Below are 18,206 nucleotides of genomic sequence, written 5' to 3'. Positions count from 1 at the left end.
TGGGTGATTAGTCACAGGCTAGAGTGTCAATGTCCGACAATACTGCATAATAGGTTAGACCAGGTTTGATCGAGGTTTGTGTATCGTTACCCTTGGATGGAATAAGCATTTTTTTATAGTTGTTCAGGGTGATGACTGGGGCGGTTAAATAGCCCTTAGAGGCGATGGAACTACTGGTGTTGATGGTCGCTTCTAGGTCAAATTTTAATTCTTCACCATTTTTATCCAGTAGGCGAGTGAGCATTTTGAGTTCGTCTTTAGTGAAAGAAAAAGCAGCGCCTAATGACAAACTAGCGTCTTCGTTGGCGTTGTAATATAGCTCCTCTGCTGCCAGAGTCATGGTGACGATTTTTAATCGCTTGGCATCCTCACGTTGTTTGAGTGTATGAAGTTCAGCACAAGACATCTGATAGCGCTCTATTATCAGTCCATTTACGACAGTGTAGCCGGAGGCCTTTTTCTCTGAGTTTACATTGGCAGAATTTGATTCGGATTGTACCACTACCCCGCTTTTCAATTGACTGCTTTCTGCCCAGTTATAGACCATTCGGTTTGGCGCAATGGCTAAGGCTTCCACTTGTAGTCGTACCTGTTTGAGCGACGAAAGTGCTTGGTCTTTGGCTGTGTTTTGTGCCGCGCAAGCATTAAGCGCTTGTTTCTTAAGTGCTTCTGATATCTCGTCAGTATTGCTGTCGCTGCTGTTATTAATGAGACAGGTTAAATAATCCGTATTGGCTTTTACAAAGGCCGCTGATTTCGTTTTTTCATCATTGACAGCTTTAATGAAGTTGTGAAGTGTTGCTGTGGGTTCTTCCTTTATTGCATTGGAAGAATAATATTCTTGGTAAAGTTTGCCTTGGTGATCAATGTATGAGTCTTTGTTTTCATTAGGAGAATAGCCCAGCTCGTTGAGACAGTTGGCGGTGAAGGGCGAACGGAAGCTACTTGCCACACAAACTTGGCCAACTCTTAACCCCAGTTGTCCATTTAAAGACACATAGGTGGTTTGGAGAGGGTGACCTCTGACAATCCATTTGCTGGGGGTCATTCCAACACCATCATTTTGTGCGGAGGCCGTTAGGCTATCTACCACGTTGAGTTGGGTATTTGAGCAAGCGGTTAGTAGTGAGGCAAAGATTAACAAGAGTAGAACGCGCATAGTGACTTGTCCTTTTGTTGATTATTGTCTGACAAATTAGGCTAATTTTCGACCAGAAACAAGACTAGGCATTAGGTGCTGTTTCAAAGAAGCTTTTATTTATTTTTACTGGGTCTTTTAAAAGTCTTCCTCGCTTGGTCTATTTCCTTCCGCAGGAAACAATTTTCGGCATGGTCGTTGATTATCCCCATGGACTGCATGAAGGCATAAAGCGTGGTTGGGCCAACAAACTGCCAGCCTAGCTTCTTGAGGTCTTTAGAGAGGGCAATGGACTCTTTGCTGGTGGTTTGAGTTTGTGGTGGTGGCAATGTGCTTTCGTCCGGCTCATAGCGCCATATGAAAGCCGCTAATGATCCTTCTTTTTCGACCATCTCTTGTGCGCGTTTGGCGTTGTTAATAACCGCGAGTATCTTGCGTTTATTACGTACAATGCCTTTGTTTTCTAAAAGGTTTTTGACCTCTTTGTCGCCAAATAGTGCGACTTGATTGAAGTCAAAGTTGTGGAAGGCAAGGCGAAAATTTTCGCGTTTGGTCAGTATGGTTCGCCAGCTTAATCCTGATTGGAAGGTTTCGAGACAGAGCTTTTCAAACAAACGTTGGTCGTCAGCGACTGGAAAGCCCCATTCTGTATCGTGGTAATGGGGAAAATCTGGCGCGGAATCCGCCCATGAACAACGTGATTTGTTATTTTGCTTTTCTGTATTTGAGCCCATGCAACTACTCTCTGTGGATTACTTTGTTAGTAAGAAATCTAGGCGGGGATCTGCCATTGCTGGCGCGATCTCTATAATTTCAGCAGACACCACATTGGCTACGACAAAAGGGTCCTCGTTCACTTTGTCTTCTAAGTCGGAAAGGGAAATATTGTGAGCTAGGATGCTACCGCCCTTAGCAGGCTGAATACTTCCAGCTAGTATAAAAACGTCTTCATCAAAGCCGTGCTTTAGCCATTCGTTATGGGCGTTCATATGTTGCCCCGCTTGGGTTTTATTGTCTGAAAAGCTAAGTAATACGATAAACATGGTGCTTTCTCCTATTGAAGTCTTTTTCGTTCTTTAGCCGAAGAAGAGGTTTTAATGATTCAGCTTATCTAGCCAGGCATTGATTTTTTGAACTTCTTGTTCGGCGAATTCTTTGTTTTGAAAAGTGCTGGAAATAGTGGCTACGCCTTGGCTCCAAGCGAGCACATGCATGGCAAGTTGATCCGCGTCGTCGACATGGCCTAATTGCTTAAATTGCTGTTTTAACCACTGGCGGAATAGGGTGAATACTTGAGTCGCTTCTTCTTTTGATGCGTGGTTTAGTTTGGCGAGTTCGGTACAGAGTGTGCCAACAGGACAACCGTAATGCTGAATTTTATCCCAGTTTGTTAGCAGGATATGTATGTAGCATTTGATACGGCCTTCGGGTGTGGCTTCTGCTGTTTGCCATTCATCTAGCATGGCTTGAGTGTTGGCGAGACGCGCTTTGATAACCGCACTTAAAATATCGTTTTTTGTTTTAAAATGATGGTAAAAATTACCTCGAGAAATACTCACAAGGTTTGAAATGTCGGTAAAAGAAGTGTGTTCAAAGCCGTTTTGATAAAACAAATTGTCAGCGGCGTTGACTATTTGTTGGTAAGTAGATTGCTTGCTCATAGGATTATCGAGTTACTTTAATTATTAATAGGATGGCCGTCCTATTAATTTAGGTCGATCGTCCTAAAATGTCAAAGTTTTTAATTCAATGATTTCAGTAAACAAGCAATGCGTTCTATTTCTTTAAAGCCCTGCTTTTTATGCAGACAGATGCTTTTCTCGTTGGAAATCTGTGCGTCGCTGGCGAGCTCCTGAAAACCTTGCTCTATTGCCCAGTGTTCAGCAGCTTGAATTAGGCGTTTTCCAATACCTTGGCCTTGGTATTTCGGTGAGACAAACCAAGCTTCTATATAGGGTGTTTCTTGCTGAGCGCTACCGGGGACATTACTGCGAATGTTGAGCTCGATGAAGCCAATGAATTGTTTTGTTGCACTAGTAGCGACAAACACTTCTTGGGTATTAGGGTTATTCCCCGCGAAAAAGGCTTTCACTTCCGCTTGGCTAATGTCTTTAATTTCAGGCAGAAATTCGATTCTAAGGGCCGACCAATTGGCAGCATCGCTGGATTTTATTTTGCGAATCTCCATGTTGATTTCCTCTAACAAGCCTTAACTATCAATGATATTTAAAGCACGATATTCATCATAGGCGAATTGGTCTGTCATGCCGCTAATGTAGTCTTGAATGAGACGACAACGAAAGTAAAATTCCCATGCGTTGTCGCTGATGTTGTTTAGTTTGCTATCTTCAAAGTGTTTTTTGAAGTCGTCGAGTGTTGCGATGCTCTTTTTATAGGCGGCTACATGTTTATTGGAGAGTTTGTTATACAGCCGTGTTTGATAAATGGGTGTGTGTTTTTCCTCATCTAAAATGGCATTAAAGGTTTTTTTGTTTAAATCGAGCAGAGGTTTGTAGATATCTAATAAACCAGAGATGATTCGGTAACCTTGGAGTTCTTGTTTTTGGACTTCTTTGGCGCAGAAAACGTATTTAAAAGCGACGGATTTTAGAGCTTCGAGCAAGGCATGATAACAGCTACCATCTTCTACCAAGGCTTGATTGTAGGTGCCATCAAACACTTCTTCGATATTGATAACAAATTGTTCACTCGCATGGACAACCGATTTTGTGTTCATGGCAACGCGGAAGGATACGAAGAAATCGCTGTCGATTTTGGATTTGTTATAACCCCATAAGCTCCTGTTTATGAGCTTTTCCATTAAGTCCTTTTCGTCTGCTTTGATAGAGAATTTACTGTCATTGGTGAGCCTTAGGCATTCCTGTTTAAGCTTGTCGATGAGCTCATCAAATTTCAAAATCCCCTTCTCTACGGCATCTTCAATATCTGCAATACAGTAGGAAATATCGTCTGCGGCTTCCATGACATAGGAAAAAGGAGATCGGCAACCATCTTGAATATTTAAAGCCTTGTTGACGGCTTTTATTACGGGAACTTCGCTTAAGTAGTAACCCACCTTCTTTTGAAGATAGCTTTTGGGGTTTGTTTTATCGGGTTTCGCATGGTCACCTCGGCGTGTGTATTTAATAATGCCCGATATTTGCGTGTAGGTTAGGTTCAGTGTCAGTAAAGATTCTACGATTCGTAAGGCTTGGGCATTACCCTCAAAGTTACCTATGTCTTGTTTGAGTGGCGACAGTTCATCTTGCGAATCTTGAATATCATCGCGTTTGAAGAGTGCTTCGGTGTGATCATTGAACCATTGTTTTATGGCTTCTTCTCCAAAATGGCCGAATGACGGATTTCCCACGTCGTGCATTAAACAGGACATTTCTACGATGGACTCAAATTGACGATCTAAATTAGACAGTCCGTATTCTTCAATTTTCTGTTTGCCAATTTTTTTGAATATCTGCTGGCTGATATAGCGCCCGACTTGCTGAACTTCCATAGAATGTGTCAAACGACTACGTACAGCGGCGTTGCGTTCTAATGGGAACACTTGAGTTTTTTGTTGTAAGCGACGGATGGCGGCAGAATTTATTATTCTTCCCCTATCACTTTCGAAGATAGAAAGGTCTCGATTACTTTGATCGAAATCTTGTCGGTTATAGAGGCGTTGAGGAAGAATTTTCTCGTAAAAGTTAATAGCCACTTGTAACGTCCTTATCTTTGAATTGTATATTACTGATAGAGGCCTTTGCACGACTACTGTGCTCACCAATACAGTGTTAAAAATAGACTCAAAATGCTCATTTATAACCCATAAACTCTGCTTTTTCGTCTATTTTTGCCTCGTCTTGGCTTTGCTCGCGACTTCGTGAAAAGGTCTCTGATAATGAAGCATTTTTATGGCGACTTATCAATTTAAAGGTTTTAGAAAGGTGGTTGAAATGCCATAACAAACCTATTTCCATCGTAACATTCTATTTTTCTAATGTTTTCATGACAAACATCAAAAAGTGCACAAAGTATGAACAAATCTTTACCAAAAAGAGCAAATTCTGTGCATTTTGAATTCTATTTTTAGTCTAATCTCATCTTGTGGTTTTAGAGGGTTATTTCACCCCTCCCATATCCAAATAGAATAACGCTTAACATTGCTTAAGAAGCTATCAAATGCCTCGTCATATGACAGATATCGTTAGATTCTGGATGTTAATTACATGAAGTTTTGTTTCAAATAATCTATCGGAGATAGAGAAATGTTCAGTTTTACTCAAAAGTTATACATAGGTTTTACCGTTTTGCTTATGTTGTTGTGCCTTGTTGCTGTGACCTCTTATATGGCTTTGGGCAATGCTTCTTCTGGATTCGGTGATTATCGTTCTTTGGCGAGAGCCACCAATGCAGTAGGTCGAGTTCAGGCTAATATGTTGATGGTTCGCATGAATGTTAAGGACTTTATTATTACTTCTGATCAGAAGGACAAAGATGAATTTGATTTCTACTGGGAAAAAACGCAAAGCTATATGGATGAGGCAACAAAAGACATTATGGATCCAGAGCGGGCAAATACCATTAATGAAGTTGCTGCGTTACTAACGCAATATAATGAAGGTTTTCAACAGGTTATTACACTTAAGGCACAAAGAAACGATCTTGTTGGCAATGTACTAGATAAGAATGGCCCTTTAATTGAAAAAAACCTAACCAAGATTTTGATCTCAGCAAAAGAAGACGGTGACATGTCTGCTGCATACAATGCTTCATTAGCGACCAGAAGCCTATTACTGGCTCGTTTATATGCCTTGAAGTTTTTGAACGGCAATTCTCAAGCGGCGGTTGATAGGGTGCAGAAAGAGTTTTCTGATATCAATATGCAGTTAACAATATTAGATAAAGAATTGCAGAACCCAACACGTAGAGCTTTATTAAAAGAGGTTCAGGAAGGCCTCTCTTTATATGAAAACGCGTTTGATCAGGTGGTGAAAGCCATCATTGATCGTAATGTAATCATAAATGACACTTTGAATACGATAGGGCCTGTTATTGCTAAAATGGCGGAAGACTTGAAGTTGTCTATTAAAAAAGATCAAGACCTTCTAGGCCCAGAAGTACAGAGTAGTAACGGCAAAGCGATTATTATTATTGAGTTGCTTGTTGTCATTGCGGTTGTTATCGGTGTGACTATTGCGTTGCTTATTACCCGTTCGACGACTAAGAGCTTAGGTGGCGATCCAGAGATGGTGACCGGTGTTGTTCGACGTGTGTCTGAAGGCGATCTATCGGCAGATTTACCGGATAATAATGAAGACAAGGAGAGTTTATACGCGGCGATTCGTGTCATGGTGAATAGCCTTAAAGATAAGGCAGCGTTAGCACAGCGGATTGCCGATGGTGATTTGTCTACTCAAGTGGTGTTAGCGTCTGAGAAAGATGTCTTGGGACAAGCCTTAAAAGACATGGTAAAAAATTTGAATCGGGTTTTGCTCGACATTCAGAATTCCGGCGAGCAAATTGCGTTAGGTAGCTCGGAAGTTTCTGGGGTCAGCCGTTCACTTGCAGAAGGGGCGACGCAGCAAAAAGATCATTTGCAGACGATTGCCGCCGCACTTGAGCAGCTTTCTACCCAAACCAATGAAAATGCCACCAGTGCAAATGAAGCTCGCCAACTTGCAGAAACCGCCCAAAAAGCCGTCTCGGAAGGGCAGGATTACATGAGAGAAATGGTTGCCGCAATGAATGAGATTAAAGAGGCCGGTGAAAGTATTGCCGCCTTTATTAAGACCATTGATGAAATCGCAGAGCAAACGAATTTGTTGGCGTTGAATGCCGCGATTGAAGCGGCTCGTGCCGGAGAGCAAGGGCGTGGTTTTGCGGTTGTGGCGGATGAAGTGCGTGGATTGGCTTCAAGAAGTACCGATGCGGCGTCTGAAACGGCCAAATTGATTCTATTGTCCTCCACCAAAACGGAGAATGGTGTCGCCATTGCGGAAAATACAGAGAAGTCCTTGCAAGCGGTGTTTGCTGGCATTAATGATACGGCTGCTTTGGTGTCAGGTATTGCGACCGCAAGTAATGAGCAAGCGCTTGCTGTTGACGAGGTAACACAAGCCATTACATCGGTTGGCGGTGTGGTTGAAATGAATGCAGCGGCGTCTGTGGAAGGAGCGGCGGCGTCGGAAGAGTTAAGTCATCAAACTGTCTCTATGAAAGAGACAATGTCGCATTTCTCTTTAGCGCAGAACTAAATTGCAAACCTAACCTCATGGTTTGATAGAGCCGCTAATACCTTAAGGTGTTAGCGGCTTTTTTGTCTTAATTGACCTGCTTCTTTGTCCCGATTGGCCCTGTTGATGGTGATAAAAAGGCACTAGCTTTAGAGACTGATAATGATGTCATGTTTGAGGAGCCCCTATGTTGTTACTAAAACCGAACTGCGAATCTTGTGATAAGGATCTATCCGCCTCGTCAAAAGAGGCGATGATTTGCTCGTTTGAATGTACTTTTTGTCGCCAATGTGTGGATCTGATATTGAAAGGCGTTTGTCCCAACTGCGGCGGGAATTTTGTACCGCGTCCTATTCGTCCTGTGGACGCGTTAGCTCGTCACCCTGCTTCGACACAACGTATGTTATCTAATATTGATAGGGGTTAGGCCTGATAGTTGTTAATAAAGATGAGCGTTTCTTCTGCTGACATAGGTTTTGCGTATAAATAGCCTTGGCCATAATTCACGCTAAGACCTGCCAGAATAGAGCACTGTGTTTCGCTTTCAATGCCTTCCGCTGTGGTGGAAAGATGCAGGGTTTGTGCTAGCTGAGTGATGGTTCGGATAATGGCGTAGGCCTTGTCGTCGCTCTCTAGTAGGGAAATAAATGAGCGATCTATTTTAATTTTATCTAGAGGGAAAGTGCGTAAATAAGATAGAGAAGAGAAACCAGTACCAAAGTCATCTAATGCTATTTGAACGCCAATGGCTTTTAACTCATTAAGTAGAGACAACGCCGCGTTATCATTTGCCATCAAAGTAGATTCTGTAAGCTCTATTTCTAAACGATGGTAGGGCAGTTGAGTTTGTGTCATTATCTTTTTCACCTCTGCGAGAAAGTCACTTCTTTCAACCTGAACGGCCGAGGCGTTAACTGCTACATAGATGTGAGATGGCCACTTTTGAGCGTCTAAACAGGCCTGTTTTAACACCCAATTACCAAGGGGGACAATTAAACCGCTTTCTTCTGCAAGTGAAATAAACTCCGACGGCAAAATGAATCCACGCTTTGGATGTTGCCAGCGGACCAATGCTTCGAAGCCTTTAATGGTATTGGTTGCTAGATCAATTTGGGGCTGATAATGCAGTGAAAACTCGTTATTAGTTAAAGCTTGACGAATATCGTTTAGGATCTGTCTCTTGTTGTTAGCGAGTATTTCCATATCAGGTGTAAAAAAGCGGATGGTATCTCGGCCTGAGTCTTTGGCGGCGTATAGGGCTAAATCGCTCGCTCTTAATAGCTTCTCTGTGTTGTGTATGTTGTCCTGAGTAAAGGCGATTCCTATACTGGCATGGATTTCAAGGTGGTTTTCTCCATGACGCCAAGGTTGGGTAAGAGTCTGTTGAAGTTTGTCACATAAGGCGGTTACGGCAGATTGTTCTAGGTCAGACGATAGGATGATTGCAAATTCATCGCCCCCTAATCGTGCAAGGGTTGCGTTTTGAGGTATGGTGTCTTTTAGTCTATTGGTTACTTCGATAAGCAATGCATCGCCTGTGGCATGGCCAAAGGAATCATTAACCATTTTGAAGTTATCTAGGTCTAATAGAAGCAAGGCGCATGGTTGGTTGGTGGTGTTTTCATTAAAAAAAGATGTCAGTTTTTCATTAAAGAAGTGTCGATTACCTATGCCTGTCAGTGTGTCTGAGTTCGCTTGCCTGATCATTTGTTTTTCGTGCAGGTAGGCGTCTGTAATATCGGATGTGACTCCACGCCAACCATTGAACTGCTTGTCGTTATCGAATAAAGGCTTTGCTGAAAAAGACCACCATCGTGTTGTGTCATCGACTTTAACTGGAACTATGATGCCATTGAAGTCTTTTTTAGAACCCAAACTCGTCATGAAAGTATCTAGGTATTTAGAATCTTTATCGTCTGAAGCAGAAAGTAGACCTTTGATTATATTTGGATAAGATCGAATTATAAGTGTTTCTGTATCGCTTCCTGTTGCTTCCATAAGTCGCAAGGATACATAACGCAAACAACCGTATTTGTCTGTTTCCCATAGCCAATCACTGGCTTTTTCTTCGAAGTCATTAAGTAATAATTCAACCAACTGTCGCTGCTTTTCAATTTCGCTCTGCGTCATTAGGTTGTCTAAAAATTTATGGTAAGAAACCAAGGTCACGCCACATAGCAGAAGACAGTAAAAAGCAATCATTGCTTCCAGTAGGATATAGGTATCACCAAATAGGAAAACCAGCCCGATAATGAGCCCCGCACATAAACTGATGGTCCAAGTTAGTCCCACTAAAGGCATACTGGCGAATATCCAACCACCACAGGAAATAAAGCCTGCAATGCCGGAAATAAGCATGATGCGCTCATGGTCGGAAAAGATACTGAATAGGTAAATGGTTATGAAGGCGTAAAGGAGTCCTGTTAGCCCTAATTCAATGGCCAATACTCGGACAACTGTTTTAGTGACTTTCTTAGTCTTATCTTGAATAAGGTATTGCCACCAAAGAAGCAACTCGGATGTGGCTACTAGAATGAGGGCGAGCCCAAAAGATATGAGCAGTAAGGAGTGTGACCCTTTCCAAGCAAAGAAAAAACCAATAAAAGCCATGAGATAAGTTGAAAAGCAAGCGAGGGGGAGTTGTGCGGCAATCGCACGAAATTGCTGTGCTCGATAGGCGTCAACATGCTCACTTGGTATAGAGGGCGGTTTTACAAGAAAAGAAAAATATAGCCCCATTCTTTGCATTTTTTTTAGAAAATCTAGGAAAATTAACAACTTATTATCCTGTTTATGAATTTAGGCACCTAAAACTTTATGAAAGAGAGCTCGATTGATTATATTGCTGTCCCTTACTCCTGATAGGCACCAAAAAATAGTGTTAGCATTGTCATTTCTCCGTGGTTGTATGATGACGCTGCTATACTGTAGAAGGTATTTAGTTGTATTGTTCAGTAGAAGTTGAAACGCTGGTAACGCTTTTTTAAAGTCTGTATAGGGCTGTGATAAAAGTATCATTGTTTAAGGTTTCACCCTTTCTGCCGATTTATTAAGGATAATATGTGTCAGTTAACCTGATGAGATAGGGAGTCGAAATCGGCGCTGTGTTTTGAGTGATTTATGACTCAAAGTACAGTAACCACTTAAGTAATGAACTGTTTCTGTCTAGGTCTAAAATGATATATTACGATGCAAAAGGGTGTCTAGGACACTTTAATTGTAAAAAAAATGTGTTTTTTGTAATTATTTGTTAGGTCTGGTGCTAGTATAAGGGTTAGAAACCTGCGAAATGATTCGACTATTGGGAATAATGGTTTCTGATAGAAGAATAAAAATAATAATGAGGCAGCTTATATGAAATACATAAAAAGTGTCGTCTCAATGTTGTGCTTGGTTGTTGCGCCTTTATCCATGGCTGCATACCCATCCATCAATGAGGCCCAGTCTTGTCAGGCTTTAGTAGATTTTGTCGATATCAAAGTCTCTAAAATCGGAGATAGATATACAAAGAATGATATTGCTTTAATTCGTAAGGGCTTGTCAGCATATAGTGCTTATCTTCAAGAAGACGTTATTACGCCCGGACTATTGAGCTTTTATGGCGGTAATGCCAAGAAAGCAAAAGCAATGAATAAGTTGTTTTATAGAAACAAAGTCACCTTCATGAGGCATTTGAACGAACGTTATTCGGATCAAAAGCTGATTACTGATTATGCTTACGCCATTAATCAATGCGCGAAAAAGTCACTACCTAAGGGTGATACTTATTGGCAATTAAAAAGTTCCTTAGAAACCATCATTAGGCTGGCTAAGTTAGAAAAAGCTTAAATTTAGACATCATTTTTAGAAAGCCTTAGCGAGATCCGCTAGGGCTTTTTTTTGAGTTTTTAAAACTCAGTTTTAAGCACAAGTTAAGTGGTTACTATTTAGAAGTTTCGTTTTTGACTACTTGAGGGCTGGGACGTTTTTTCATCTTGCGTATCGAATCAAAAATTAGCATGGCCAAAGCTGACCAAATCAATACAAAGGTGGTGAGTTTTTCTGTACTTAGGGGTTCGTCATAAACAAAAACGGCCAATAAAAACATGCCCGTCGGACCGATATATTGGAAAAAGCCAAGTGTGGTCATACTGACTCGGTTTGCTGCCGCCGCAAAGCACATTAAAGGCACCATGGTGATAGGGCCAGAGGCAAATAGTAACCAATTCACATGGGCGGAATTGTCTAGAATGTTTGAGGTAGGAGAGTCTGTTAGCATTAAATAACTTAATGCGATGGGGACAAGAATAGCGGTTTCCATGGCCATTCCAGTAAAGCTATCGACAGCGATTTTTTTGCGTACTAAACTGTAAAACCCAAAGGATAATGCAAGGGATAAGGCGATCCAAGGCAAAGAGCCAAATTGAATAATCTCAAAGCTAACCGCAAGGAAACACAGCGTTACCGCAATTTTACGCACCCTATCCAGTTTTTCTTTAAAGAAGATCATGCCTAACAAAATGCTGATTAATGGATTGATGTAATAACCCAAACTAGCACTGAGCATTTGATTGCTTTGGATCGCCCAAATAAAGGTTCCCCAATTAACAGCAATTAAAACCGTTGATGTCAGCATGGCGAGCAATATTTTTGGTGAGGTGATGACGGCTTTTAAACGAGCGCCATAGCCTAGACCAATAATGAGAATGAAAGCGAGTATACAAGACCAGATTACCCGATGAGAAAGCACTTCAGTGGCGGGAACAAAAGACATCTCTTTGAAATAAATTGGCGTAATAGCCCATAGAAAAAAAGCAGAGAAGGCAAATAAGGTACCGCTTCGGGAGGATTCCATTGTATTACTCCAAGTCTCATTTTTTGAGGAGAGTAATTGTACCCTCTAAAATCATTTAGAGGGTTTACTTTTTTATTGACGACTCTTCATGAGAGAGCATCGTTGACGCTTGTTAGTGGTAAACGTGTTGAGAGGGCATTGAGTGCGAAGGCATGAATATTTTCGTCTACCGTGGTGCACGCGTCTTGCAGAATCGTGACATGATATTTTTCTGCGGCTTTAGATATGGCTGTATGGGTTACACAGTTTTGCGTCATCATGCCGCAGATGAGTAAAGTGTCAACCTGATGGGCCTGTAGTGTCGCTTCCAAATTGGTTTGTTCGAAGCCGTCTGCGAACGTTTTTATAACCCGTTCCGCATTGGCTGCTTTGCTTTCTAGATCGGGGTGCAACGCCGTACCCACCTCACCTTTTGCAAAAAGGCCCGCAGCATCACTGATGTGTTGGACCAAAATAATTGGCATAGACTGAGCTTTTGCTAACTCCACTGCAGCAAGGGTATTTTCTAATGTTTGTTGAGTATTCCAGAGGGGAAACTTGCCTTTTAGGAAGTAGTCGTTCTGTACATCGATAACAATTAGGGCTGTTTTATTCACTTTCCTCTGCTCCGTATATGTTGTTTAGATAGGGTTTGATTTAGAAGGTCCCAGTATGAAGATTTGTATATCATTTCAGCAGTGTCTAAAATGACTTAAAATAGGTGATAAACGACATTGCGTGATGGACAGAAAAACGATCAAAATTGGCGTATTAAATTATCAAGGTTGTTTGCAGTCTGCGGCTTTTGGTTTGCAGGAAATGTTTGTGCTGGCGAATCGACTGTTTACTGAGCAAAAATTAGCCGTAGAGTTTCAGTGTGAGCTACTGACCACGGACGTTTTACCCGAAATGGCCTACGCCGTGCTGCTGATTCCACCCAGTGGTCCAACGCATGCTTATCTGCAGGAGGATAAATCAATAACCGCTTGGTTATTAGAACAGTATCAACAGGGCTGTGTGCTGGCGTCAGCTTGCGCCGGTGCTTTTATCTTAGCTCGCACAGGTCTATTGAATAAACGTTCCTGTACCACTCACTGGGGCTTAGAGACCTCCTTTCGTGAGCACTTTCCCCAAGCAGAGTTAAAAACCGAAGCCATACTGCTGAATCATGGCGATATTATGACGGCTGGTGGCATGATGTCCTGGTTGGACTTAGGTTTTGAAGTGGTGACACAGTTTTCTACTCTAAGTGTATTAAGGCAGCTAGGCCGAATTCTAGTGATAGATACTGGGCCAAGAGAGCAAAGGTTTTATCGTACTTTCAAGCCTAACTTTCAACATGGTGATGAGACCATTGTGTCAGTACAGCAGTATCTAGGCAGTCATTTTTATTTGGCTATTGGGATGAATGAACTGGCTCAACGTGCTTGTTTGAGTGAGCGTACTTTGCAGCGTCGCTTTCTGAAAGCAACAGGATTGGGGGCGAATCAATATCTCCAGCGCCTCAGAGTACAAAAGGCCTGTGATTTACTAGAAAGCAGTCAGCAAACCTTTGAAACCATTGCCTATGATGTGGGTTATCAAGATGCGGGTAGCTTTCGTAAATTGTTTGTTCGAGAGATGGGCTTATCGCCAAAAGTCTTTCGTGAAAAGTTTCGAACCCTTATTTGAAATAGACCATTTCATTTTGGTGAGAGAAATCGTCATTGCCTAAAAGCGATGGCGGGTTTACAGTTAATACTTAAATTTTACATAAATCGAACTTCGGGGCGGGGCGAAATTCCCCACCGGCGGTAAATTGCTTTTGCAAAAGCCCGCGAGCGCCTTTTCTTTTAACTTAGTGGTTATGGGAGAAGGGTCAGCAGATCTGGTGTGACTCCAGAGCCGACGGTTACAGTCCGGATGATAGAAGATCGACCAAGCAGTGAAAAGACCATGACTCTTTATTGAGCCGTGGTTCTTTTCGCTGGCGTGATTTATTACGTTTTACCTTGCATGCATTCGCATGTGAGTCACTTGGTATATTCCTCATCACCCCTGTGCATCTTATTCATTTGGAGAAAACAAAGATGGCAGGAACATTTTTTATCATGGTCGCGTGCTTCACGTGGGCCTTGGATACGTTAATTCGTTATCCGCTATTGAGCGCGGGGTATTCCACGCTGCAAATTGTTCTTATTGAACATCTCACCTTGGTCATTTTCACCAGTCCTTTCTTGTGGCGTTATCGTCAAGTATTTCGTAACTTATCGGCGGTTTCCTTTGGCTGCTTATTCTTTATTGGCGGCGTTGGTTCGGCTATCGGTACCTTGGCCTTTACTCAGGCTTTTGCGTATTTGAATCCGACTGTGGTGATCTTGCTGCAAAAACTACAGCCAATCGTTGCGATTTTACTGGCCTATTGGTTCTTGAAAGAACGTATTCAAGGCAACTTTGTGCAATGGGCAGCGGTTATTTTAGCGGGCAGCTTTGTGATGATGTGGCCTGATTTACGTTCATTAGGTGATGCTCAGTGGCATTATGCTAGCGATAGCATGAGCATTTTAAAAGGCTATGGCTATACGCTTATCGCTGTCTTCGCGTGGGGCGCGGCAACGGTTTGTGGTAAATACCTTTCCCATCATAATGTGCCTGCAAACGCGATTATGTCTGGTCGCTTTCTTGCTGGCTTATTGGTGTTATTACCCTTAGCCATGGCACAACCGGAAAGCTTGGTTGCGATGAAGTCTATCGATGTAGGCTTAGCCATTACCATGGCCATGTTGAGCGGCTTCATTGGCATGTGGTTTTACTATAAAGGGTTAAAAACCGTGCCTGCGCAAATGGCGACCTTAGCGGAATTATCCTTCCCTGTTTTTGCTGGCGTAATCAACTGGCTGTTCCTTGATATGGGGCTAACAGGCTATCAAATTATTGGTGGCTTGATGCTGATCCTTGGCAACATTGGCTTGCGCTTGAAAGAGTTAAACCGCATTGAGAAGGAAGCGATCGTTCAAGGTGCTTAATCTTCTATAAAAAAGCCCCTTACGGGGCAAATAGAGAGTGACGCAATAACAAGCCTGCTAAATTTATCGGCAGGCGTAGATTTTCGACCTAAGACGAAAATACTAGTTAGAGACCTTTGCACGATTGCTGTGCGTACCAATACATTGTTAAAAATAGACTCAAAGTGCTCATTTATAACCCATAAACTCGGCTTTGGCATCCTGCGTCGCTCTAACACTTACATCCATGTAAGTGTCCGCTTTTTCGTCTCTTTTTGCCTCGTCTTGGCTTTGCTCGCGACTTCGTGCAAAGGCCTCTAGAGAGAGAATGAGTAAGGGCTCTTTCTCTAAATGCTTAGCGGTATTCGGTTAGCCAACTCGAATCGACGCTTCCTGTTTTAGGTTTGTATTCCGCACCAATGGGCTTGGAGTAACCGAGCTCTTTTAGTTTGGAGAATACATAAGCGTAGTTTAATTCGCCGGTATTCGGTTCTTGGCGATCAGGTACGGAAGCGATTTGAATATGGCCGATAATGGGCATTAATTTCTCTAAACGTCGACAAATATCGCCTTCCATAATTTGCAGGTGATAACAGTCAAACATGAGTTTTACGTTGTCCCTTTTTACCTGCTGTAAAATGCCTTTTGCCTGTTCGGATGTTTGCAAGAAGTAGTCTGGCGCGTCGTAATGGTTTAGGGGTTCGATTAGGATGTTAATGTTATGGAGTTTGGCTCTATCAGCAGCGTATTGCAGGTTATGAATAAAGGTTTTTTCCGCCTCGACTCCTGAGCTGAAGCCCGCCATCACATGAATGTTTAATGTGTTTGTTTTTACTGCGTAATCAATGGCTTGGTCAATGGCTGCTTGCGCTTGTGCTTCTCTTCCGGGAAGCGCGGATAAACCATTTTCACCTTTGGCGACATCTCCCCTGTCGGTATTTAAACCTAACATGGTGAGCCCGGTTTCTTGCAGTGCAGCCTTTACCTCATCGGCATCAAACTGATAGGGCCAATGGCACTCAACCGCCGAGTAGCCTGCTTGGTGTGCTAATTTAATGGCTTCTGGTAAGGGCTTGTCGTTCCACAAAAAACCTAAGTTTGCTGAAAATTTTGTCATCAATCCCACTCCACATTAAATTTCGTAATGATTTGCTGTATTTGGGTTTCGTTTAGGACTTTCGCGTCAAAGCCTCGCATCATCATTGCAAGCTTAGCGGTTTCTTCTAGTTCTTCTATGGCATAAACCGCCGCTTCTAAGTCTTTACCTGCGACAACCGGACCATGGTTCGCCAGCATGACCGCGGACCTTTTACCGGCAAGGCCTCGAATGGCATCGCCTGTTTTTGGGTCACCCGGCATGAAATAAGGTAACAGCTTTACTTTCCCAAGTTTCATAATGGAGTAAGGGGTTAATGGCGGTAAAAAATTGTCTTCATCGGCATCCGGCATCATGGACATGGCAACAGAACAGGTACCGTGCAAATGAACGATGGCATTGGCACTGGATCGAGTGCTGTAAAAGGCTTCGTGTAAGGACATTTCTTTGGTTGGCTGTAAACCTTCTATGAGTTGACCCTGTTGGTCAAAACGACTTAGGGTGGCAGGATCAAGTCGCCCAAAACAGCTTCCTGTTGGTGTGACGAGCAAGCCGCCATCTTCGGTCCGTGCTGAGATGTTGCCTGACGAGCCACAGGTTAACCCACGGTCAAAAAGCGATTTTGCCATGAGACAAATTTGCTCTCTTAACTGGCTTTCTTTGCTGCTCATAACATCATCTCCAATGCTTTTTCGAAGAAGGTTTCATCGCCAAAATTACCCGATTTTAGCGCCACTAATTTTGGCGTATCTCCTGTCATCTCTGCTAAAGGCACGCCCGGAGCAATACTGGCACCAATTTTCAACATCGTTGGTTTCAACGCCTTGATGACGGCGCCAGAGGTTTCACCCCCTGCGATAACAAATTTAGTAACGCCTCTATTATCTAGGGCGGTTACTAAATCTGCCATAAAGGTTTCAACAATCTCACTGGCCTTTTCAACCCCTAATACAGCTTGGATATTTTTGATGTTCTCTGGCGTGTCTGTGGCGTAAAACATGACAGTGCCCGTATCTCGGTGTTCATCGAACCAAGTCAGATAGTCTTCAAGTGCTATGGCGCCAGAAGCAATATCAAGCGGCGATATTTTTTTTGATAGATTGTTTTCTTTAAAACGCGCAACCTGCTTTTGTGTCATGACAGAGCAGCTACCAGACAGCACGATAGCATCCCCTTGTACCTTGCTAAGCTCAGCGGAGTTGTCTTTGATGTTAAACAAGCCTTTGTCTTCAAAGTTTTTCGCTAAGCCAACAGATAAACCAGAACCGCCAGTGAGTAGCTTTAGGTTGGTGCAGGCTTTGCCTATGCGATAGAGATCATCGTTTGAGAGCGTATCTACGACCGCATAGCGGTGAGTTTGCGCTAGTTTTGTAAAGGCTTCCTTAATACGGTCAGCGCCTTCTGAAATAGTTTCAAAAGGAACGACACCGACTTTCCCTCTGGCTTGAGATGCCATGACTCGCATAAGGTTGGCATCTGTCATGGGGGTCAGAGGGTGATTTTGCATACCGCTTTCATGAAGTAGATCATCATTTACGAACAAATGGCCCTTGTATACCGTGCGACCATTTACCGGCAAAGAGGGGCATATTATGGTGAATTCTTCACCTAGATTATCCAATAGAGCATCGGTGACAGGGCCGATATTACCTTCTTTGGTTGAGTCGAATGTAGAGCAATATTTGAAGTAATATTGTTCACATTGGTATTGCTTAAGCCACTCTAGAGCCGCAACAGACTCTTCTATTGCTTGACTCGCTGGTAAGGTGCGTGATTTCAAGGCGATGACAACAGCATCTGCCTCGCTCAAATCGATAGAGGAATCGGGAACGCCTATCAGCTGAACGGTTCTCATCCCAGATTTAACAAGAAAGCTGGCTAAATCCGTTGCTCCTGTGAAATCGTCGGCAATACAGCCTAAAAGCACACTCATAACTATCTC

17 protein-coding genes and 1 riboswitch are annotated in these 18,206 nt (G+C 42.7%); of the genes, 5 read left to right on the top strand and 12 right to left on the bottom strand.

Going from position 1 to position 18,206, the window contains the following annotated elements; genetic code table 11:
- Nucleotides 1-7: 7 nt before the first annotated feature.
- The 6 genes from I8J31_RS01045 to dgt all read right to left on the bottom strand — a co-directional run bounded on the left by I8J31_RS01045 (nt 8) and on the right by dgt (nt 4,853).
- On the bottom strand, nt 8-1,159 hold the full coding sequence (locus I8J31_RS01045) for a hypothetical protein (protein WP_199466331.1): 1,152 nt from the start codon (nt 1,157-1,159) through the stop codon (nt 8-10).
- A 95-nt stretch (nt 1,160-1,254) separates the two neighbouring features.
- Nucleotides 1,255-1,872 carry a DNA-3-methyladenine glycosylase I gene (locus I8J31_RS01040; protein WP_199466330.1) on the bottom strand — a complete coding sequence of 206 codons (618 nt, stop codon included), beginning with the start codon at nt 1,870-1,872 and terminating at the stop codon, nt 1,255-1,257.
- Between the two features lie 18 nt (nt 1,873-1,890).
- Nucleotides 1,891-2,181 carry a YciI family protein gene (locus I8J31_RS01035; RefSeq protein ID WP_199466329.1) on the bottom strand — a complete coding sequence of 97 codons (291 nt, stop codon included), beginning with the start codon at nt 2,179-2,181 and terminating at the stop codon, nt 1,891-1,893.
- A 51-nt stretch (nt 2,182-2,232) separates the two neighbouring features.
- Entirely contained in the window at nt 2,233-2,799 is a 567-nt protein-coding gene (locus I8J31_RS01030) for a TetR/AcrR family transcriptional regulator (RefSeq protein WP_199466328.1), read from the bottom strand.
- An 80-nt stretch (nt 2,800-2,879) separates the two neighbouring features.
- Complete coding sequence (locus I8J31_RS01025; RefSeq protein WP_199466327.1) at nt 2,880-3,326, bottom strand: GNAT family N-acetyltransferase; 447 nt, start codon at nt 3,324-3,326, stop codon at nt 2,880-2,882.
- Between the two features lie 21 nt (nt 3,327-3,347).
- Nucleotides 3,348-4,853 carry a dGTPase gene (gene dgt / locus I8J31_RS01020; protein ID WP_199466326.1) on the bottom strand — a complete coding sequence of 502 codons (1,506 nt, stop codon included), beginning with the start codon at nt 4,851-4,853 and terminating at the stop codon, nt 3,348-3,350.
- A gap of 550 nt (nt 4,854-5,403) precedes the next feature.
- On the opposite strand from dgt, the gene I8J31_RS01015 reads away from it, so the two are divergent.
- Nucleotides 5,404-7,392, top strand: coding sequence for a HAMP domain-containing methyl-accepting chemotaxis protein (locus I8J31_RS01015; RefSeq protein WP_199466325.1), 1,989 nt, complete (start codon nt 5,404-5,406; stop codon nt 7,390-7,392).
- A 166-nt stretch (nt 7,393-7,558) separates the two neighbouring features.
- A complete protein-coding gene (locus I8J31_RS01010; RefSeq protein WP_199466324.1) occupies nt 7,559-7,798 on the top strand; it encodes a DUF1272 domain-containing protein in 240 nt (79 codons plus the stop codon).
- Here the strand turns inward: I8J31_RS01010 and I8J31_RS01005 are convergent.
- Complete coding sequence (locus I8J31_RS01005; protein WP_199466323.1) at nt 7,795-10,149, bottom strand: EAL domain-containing protein; 2,355 nt, start codon at nt 10,147-10,149, stop codon at nt 7,795-7,797. The genes I8J31_RS01010 and I8J31_RS01005 overlap by 4 nt on opposite strands.
- 576 nt (nt 10,150-10,725) lie before the next feature.
- Between I8J31_RS01005 and I8J31_RS01000 the strand changes: the two genes are divergently transcribed.
- On the top strand, nt 10,726-11,199 hold the full coding sequence (locus I8J31_RS01000; RefSeq protein ID WP_199466322.1) for a hypothetical protein: 474 nt from the start codon (nt 10,726-10,728) through the stop codon (nt 11,197-11,199).
- A gap of 94 nt (nt 11,200-11,293) precedes the next feature.
- Here I8J31_RS01000 and rarD read toward each other — a convergent pair whose 3' ends face one another.
- Nucleotides 11,294-12,205, bottom strand: coding sequence for an EamA family transporter RarD (gene rarD, locus I8J31_RS00995; RefSeq protein ID WP_199466321.1), 912 nt, complete (start codon nt 12,203-12,205; stop codon nt 11,294-11,296).
- Nucleotides 12,206-12,291: 86 nt separating this feature from the next.
- Nucleotides 12,292-12,801: a cysteine hydrolase family protein gene (locus I8J31_RS00990; protein ID WP_199466320.1), complete on the bottom strand. Its 510-nt coding sequence runs from the start codon at nt 12,799-12,801 to the stop codon at nt 12,292-12,294.
- Between the two features lie 124 nt (nt 12,802-12,925).
- Here I8J31_RS00990 and I8J31_RS00985 point away from each other — a divergent pair, with 124 nt between their 5' ends.
- Both I8J31_RS00985 and I8J31_RS00980 read left to right on the top strand, forming a co-directional pair.
- The gene (locus tag I8J31_RS00985; protein ID WP_233402541.1) at nt 12,926-13,855 is read left to right on the top strand and encodes a GlxA family transcriptional regulator; all 930 of its coding nucleotides are present in this window, start codon (nt 12,926-12,928) and stop codon (nt 13,853-13,855) included.
- 85 nt (nt 13,856-13,940) lie between these two features.
- A riboswitch (FMN riboswitch) is annotated at nt 13,941-14,102 on the top strand.
- 151 nt (nt 14,103-14,253) lie between these two features.
- Nucleotides 14,254-15,189, top strand: coding sequence for a DMT family transporter (locus tag I8J31_RS00980; RefSeq protein ID WP_199466318.1), 936 nt, complete (start codon nt 14,254-14,256; stop codon nt 15,187-15,189).
- 334 nt (nt 15,190-15,523) lie between these two features.
- On the opposite strand, the gene I8J31_RS00975 is transcribed toward I8J31_RS00980, so the two are convergent.
- Genes I8J31_RS00975 through otnK form a run of 3 tightly spaced genes read right to left on the bottom strand, consistent with a single transcriptional unit; the run spans nt 15,524 to nt 18,197 of the window.
- Complete coding sequence (locus tag I8J31_RS00975; protein ID WP_199466317.1) at nt 15,524-16,285, bottom strand: hydroxypyruvate isomerase family protein; 762 nt, start codon at nt 16,283-16,285, stop codon at nt 15,524-15,526.
- Nucleotides 16,285-16,935: a 3-oxo-tetronate 4-phosphate decarboxylase gene (otnC, locus tag I8J31_RS00970; protein WP_199466316.1), complete on the bottom strand. Its 651-nt coding sequence runs from the start codon at nt 16,933-16,935 to the stop codon at nt 16,285-16,287. Before otnC ends, I8J31_RS00975 begins: the two co-directional genes overlap by 1 nt.
- Complete coding sequence (otnK, locus tag I8J31_RS00965) at nt 16,932-18,197, bottom strand: 3-oxo-tetronate kinase (RefSeq protein ID WP_199466315.1); 1,266 nt, start codon at nt 18,195-18,197, stop codon at nt 16,932-16,934. Before otnK ends, otnC begins: the two co-directional genes overlap by 4 nt.
- Nucleotides 18,198-18,206 lie beyond the last annotated feature (9 nt).

The sequence above is a fragment of the Marinomonas transparens genome, assembly GCF_016463975.1.
GTDB classification, from domain to species: domain Bacteria; phylum Pseudomonadota; class Gammaproteobacteria; order Pseudomonadales; family Marinomonadaceae; genus Marinomonas; species Marinomonas transparens.
This window is presented reverse-complemented; position numbering and strand designations above follow the sequence as displayed.

Excerpts from the sequence above, each read along its gene's own strand:
- I8J31_RS01045 (WP_199466331.1), bottom strand. The coding sequence starts at position 1,159 with ATGCGCGTTCTACTCTTGTTAATCTTTGCCTCACTACTAACCGCTTGC.
- I8J31_RS01040 (WP_199466330.1), bottom strand. The coding sequence starts at position 1,872 with ATGGGCTCAAATACAGAAAAGCAAAATAACAAATCACGTTGTTCATGG.
- I8J31_RS01035 (WP_199466329.1), bottom strand. The coding sequence starts at position 2,181 with ATGTTTATCGTATTACTTAGCTTTTCAGACAATAAAACCCAAGCGGGG.
- I8J31_RS01030 (WP_199466328.1), bottom strand. The coding sequence starts at position 2,799 with ATGAGCAAGCAATCTACTTACCAACAAATAGTCAACGCCGCTGACAAT.
- I8J31_RS01025 (WP_199466327.1), bottom strand. The coding sequence starts at position 3,326 with ATGGAGATTCGCAAAATAAAATCCAGCGATGCTGCCAATTGGTCGGCC.
- I8J31_RS01015 (WP_199466325.1), top strand. The coding sequence starts at position 5,404 with ATGTTCAGTTTTACTCAAAAGTTATACATAGGTTTTACCGTTTTGCTT.
- I8J31_RS01010 (WP_199466324.1), top strand. The coding sequence starts at position 7,559 with ATGTTGTTACTAAAACCGAACTGCGAATCTTGTGATAAGGATCTATCC.
- I8J31_RS01000 (WP_199466322.1), top strand. The coding sequence starts at position 10,726 with ATGAAATACATAAAAAGTGTCGTCTCAATGTTGTGCTTGGTTGTTGCG.
- rarD (WP_199466321.1), bottom strand. The coding sequence starts at position 12,205 with ATGGAATCCTCCCGAAGCGGTACCTTATTTGCCTTCTCTGCTTTTTTT.
- I8J31_RS00985 (WP_233402541.1), top strand. The coding sequence starts at position 12,926 with ATGGACAGAAAAACGATCAAAATTGGCGTATTAAATTATCAAGGTTGT.
- I8J31_RS00980 (WP_199466318.1), top strand. The coding sequence starts at position 14,254 with ATGGCAGGAACATTTTTTATCATGGTCGCGTGCTTCACGTGGGCCTTG.
- I8J31_RS00975 (WP_199466317.1), bottom strand. The coding sequence starts at position 16,285 with ATGACAAAATTTTCAGCAAACTTAGGTTTTTTGTGGAACGACAAGCCC.
- otnC (WP_199466316.1), bottom strand. The coding sequence starts at position 16,935 with ATGAGCAGCAAAGAAAGCCAGTTAAGAGAGCAAATTTGTCTCATGGCA.
- otnK (WP_199466315.1), bottom strand. The coding sequence starts at position 18,197 with ATGAGTGTGCTTTTAGGCTGTATTGCCGACGATTTCACAGGAGCAACG.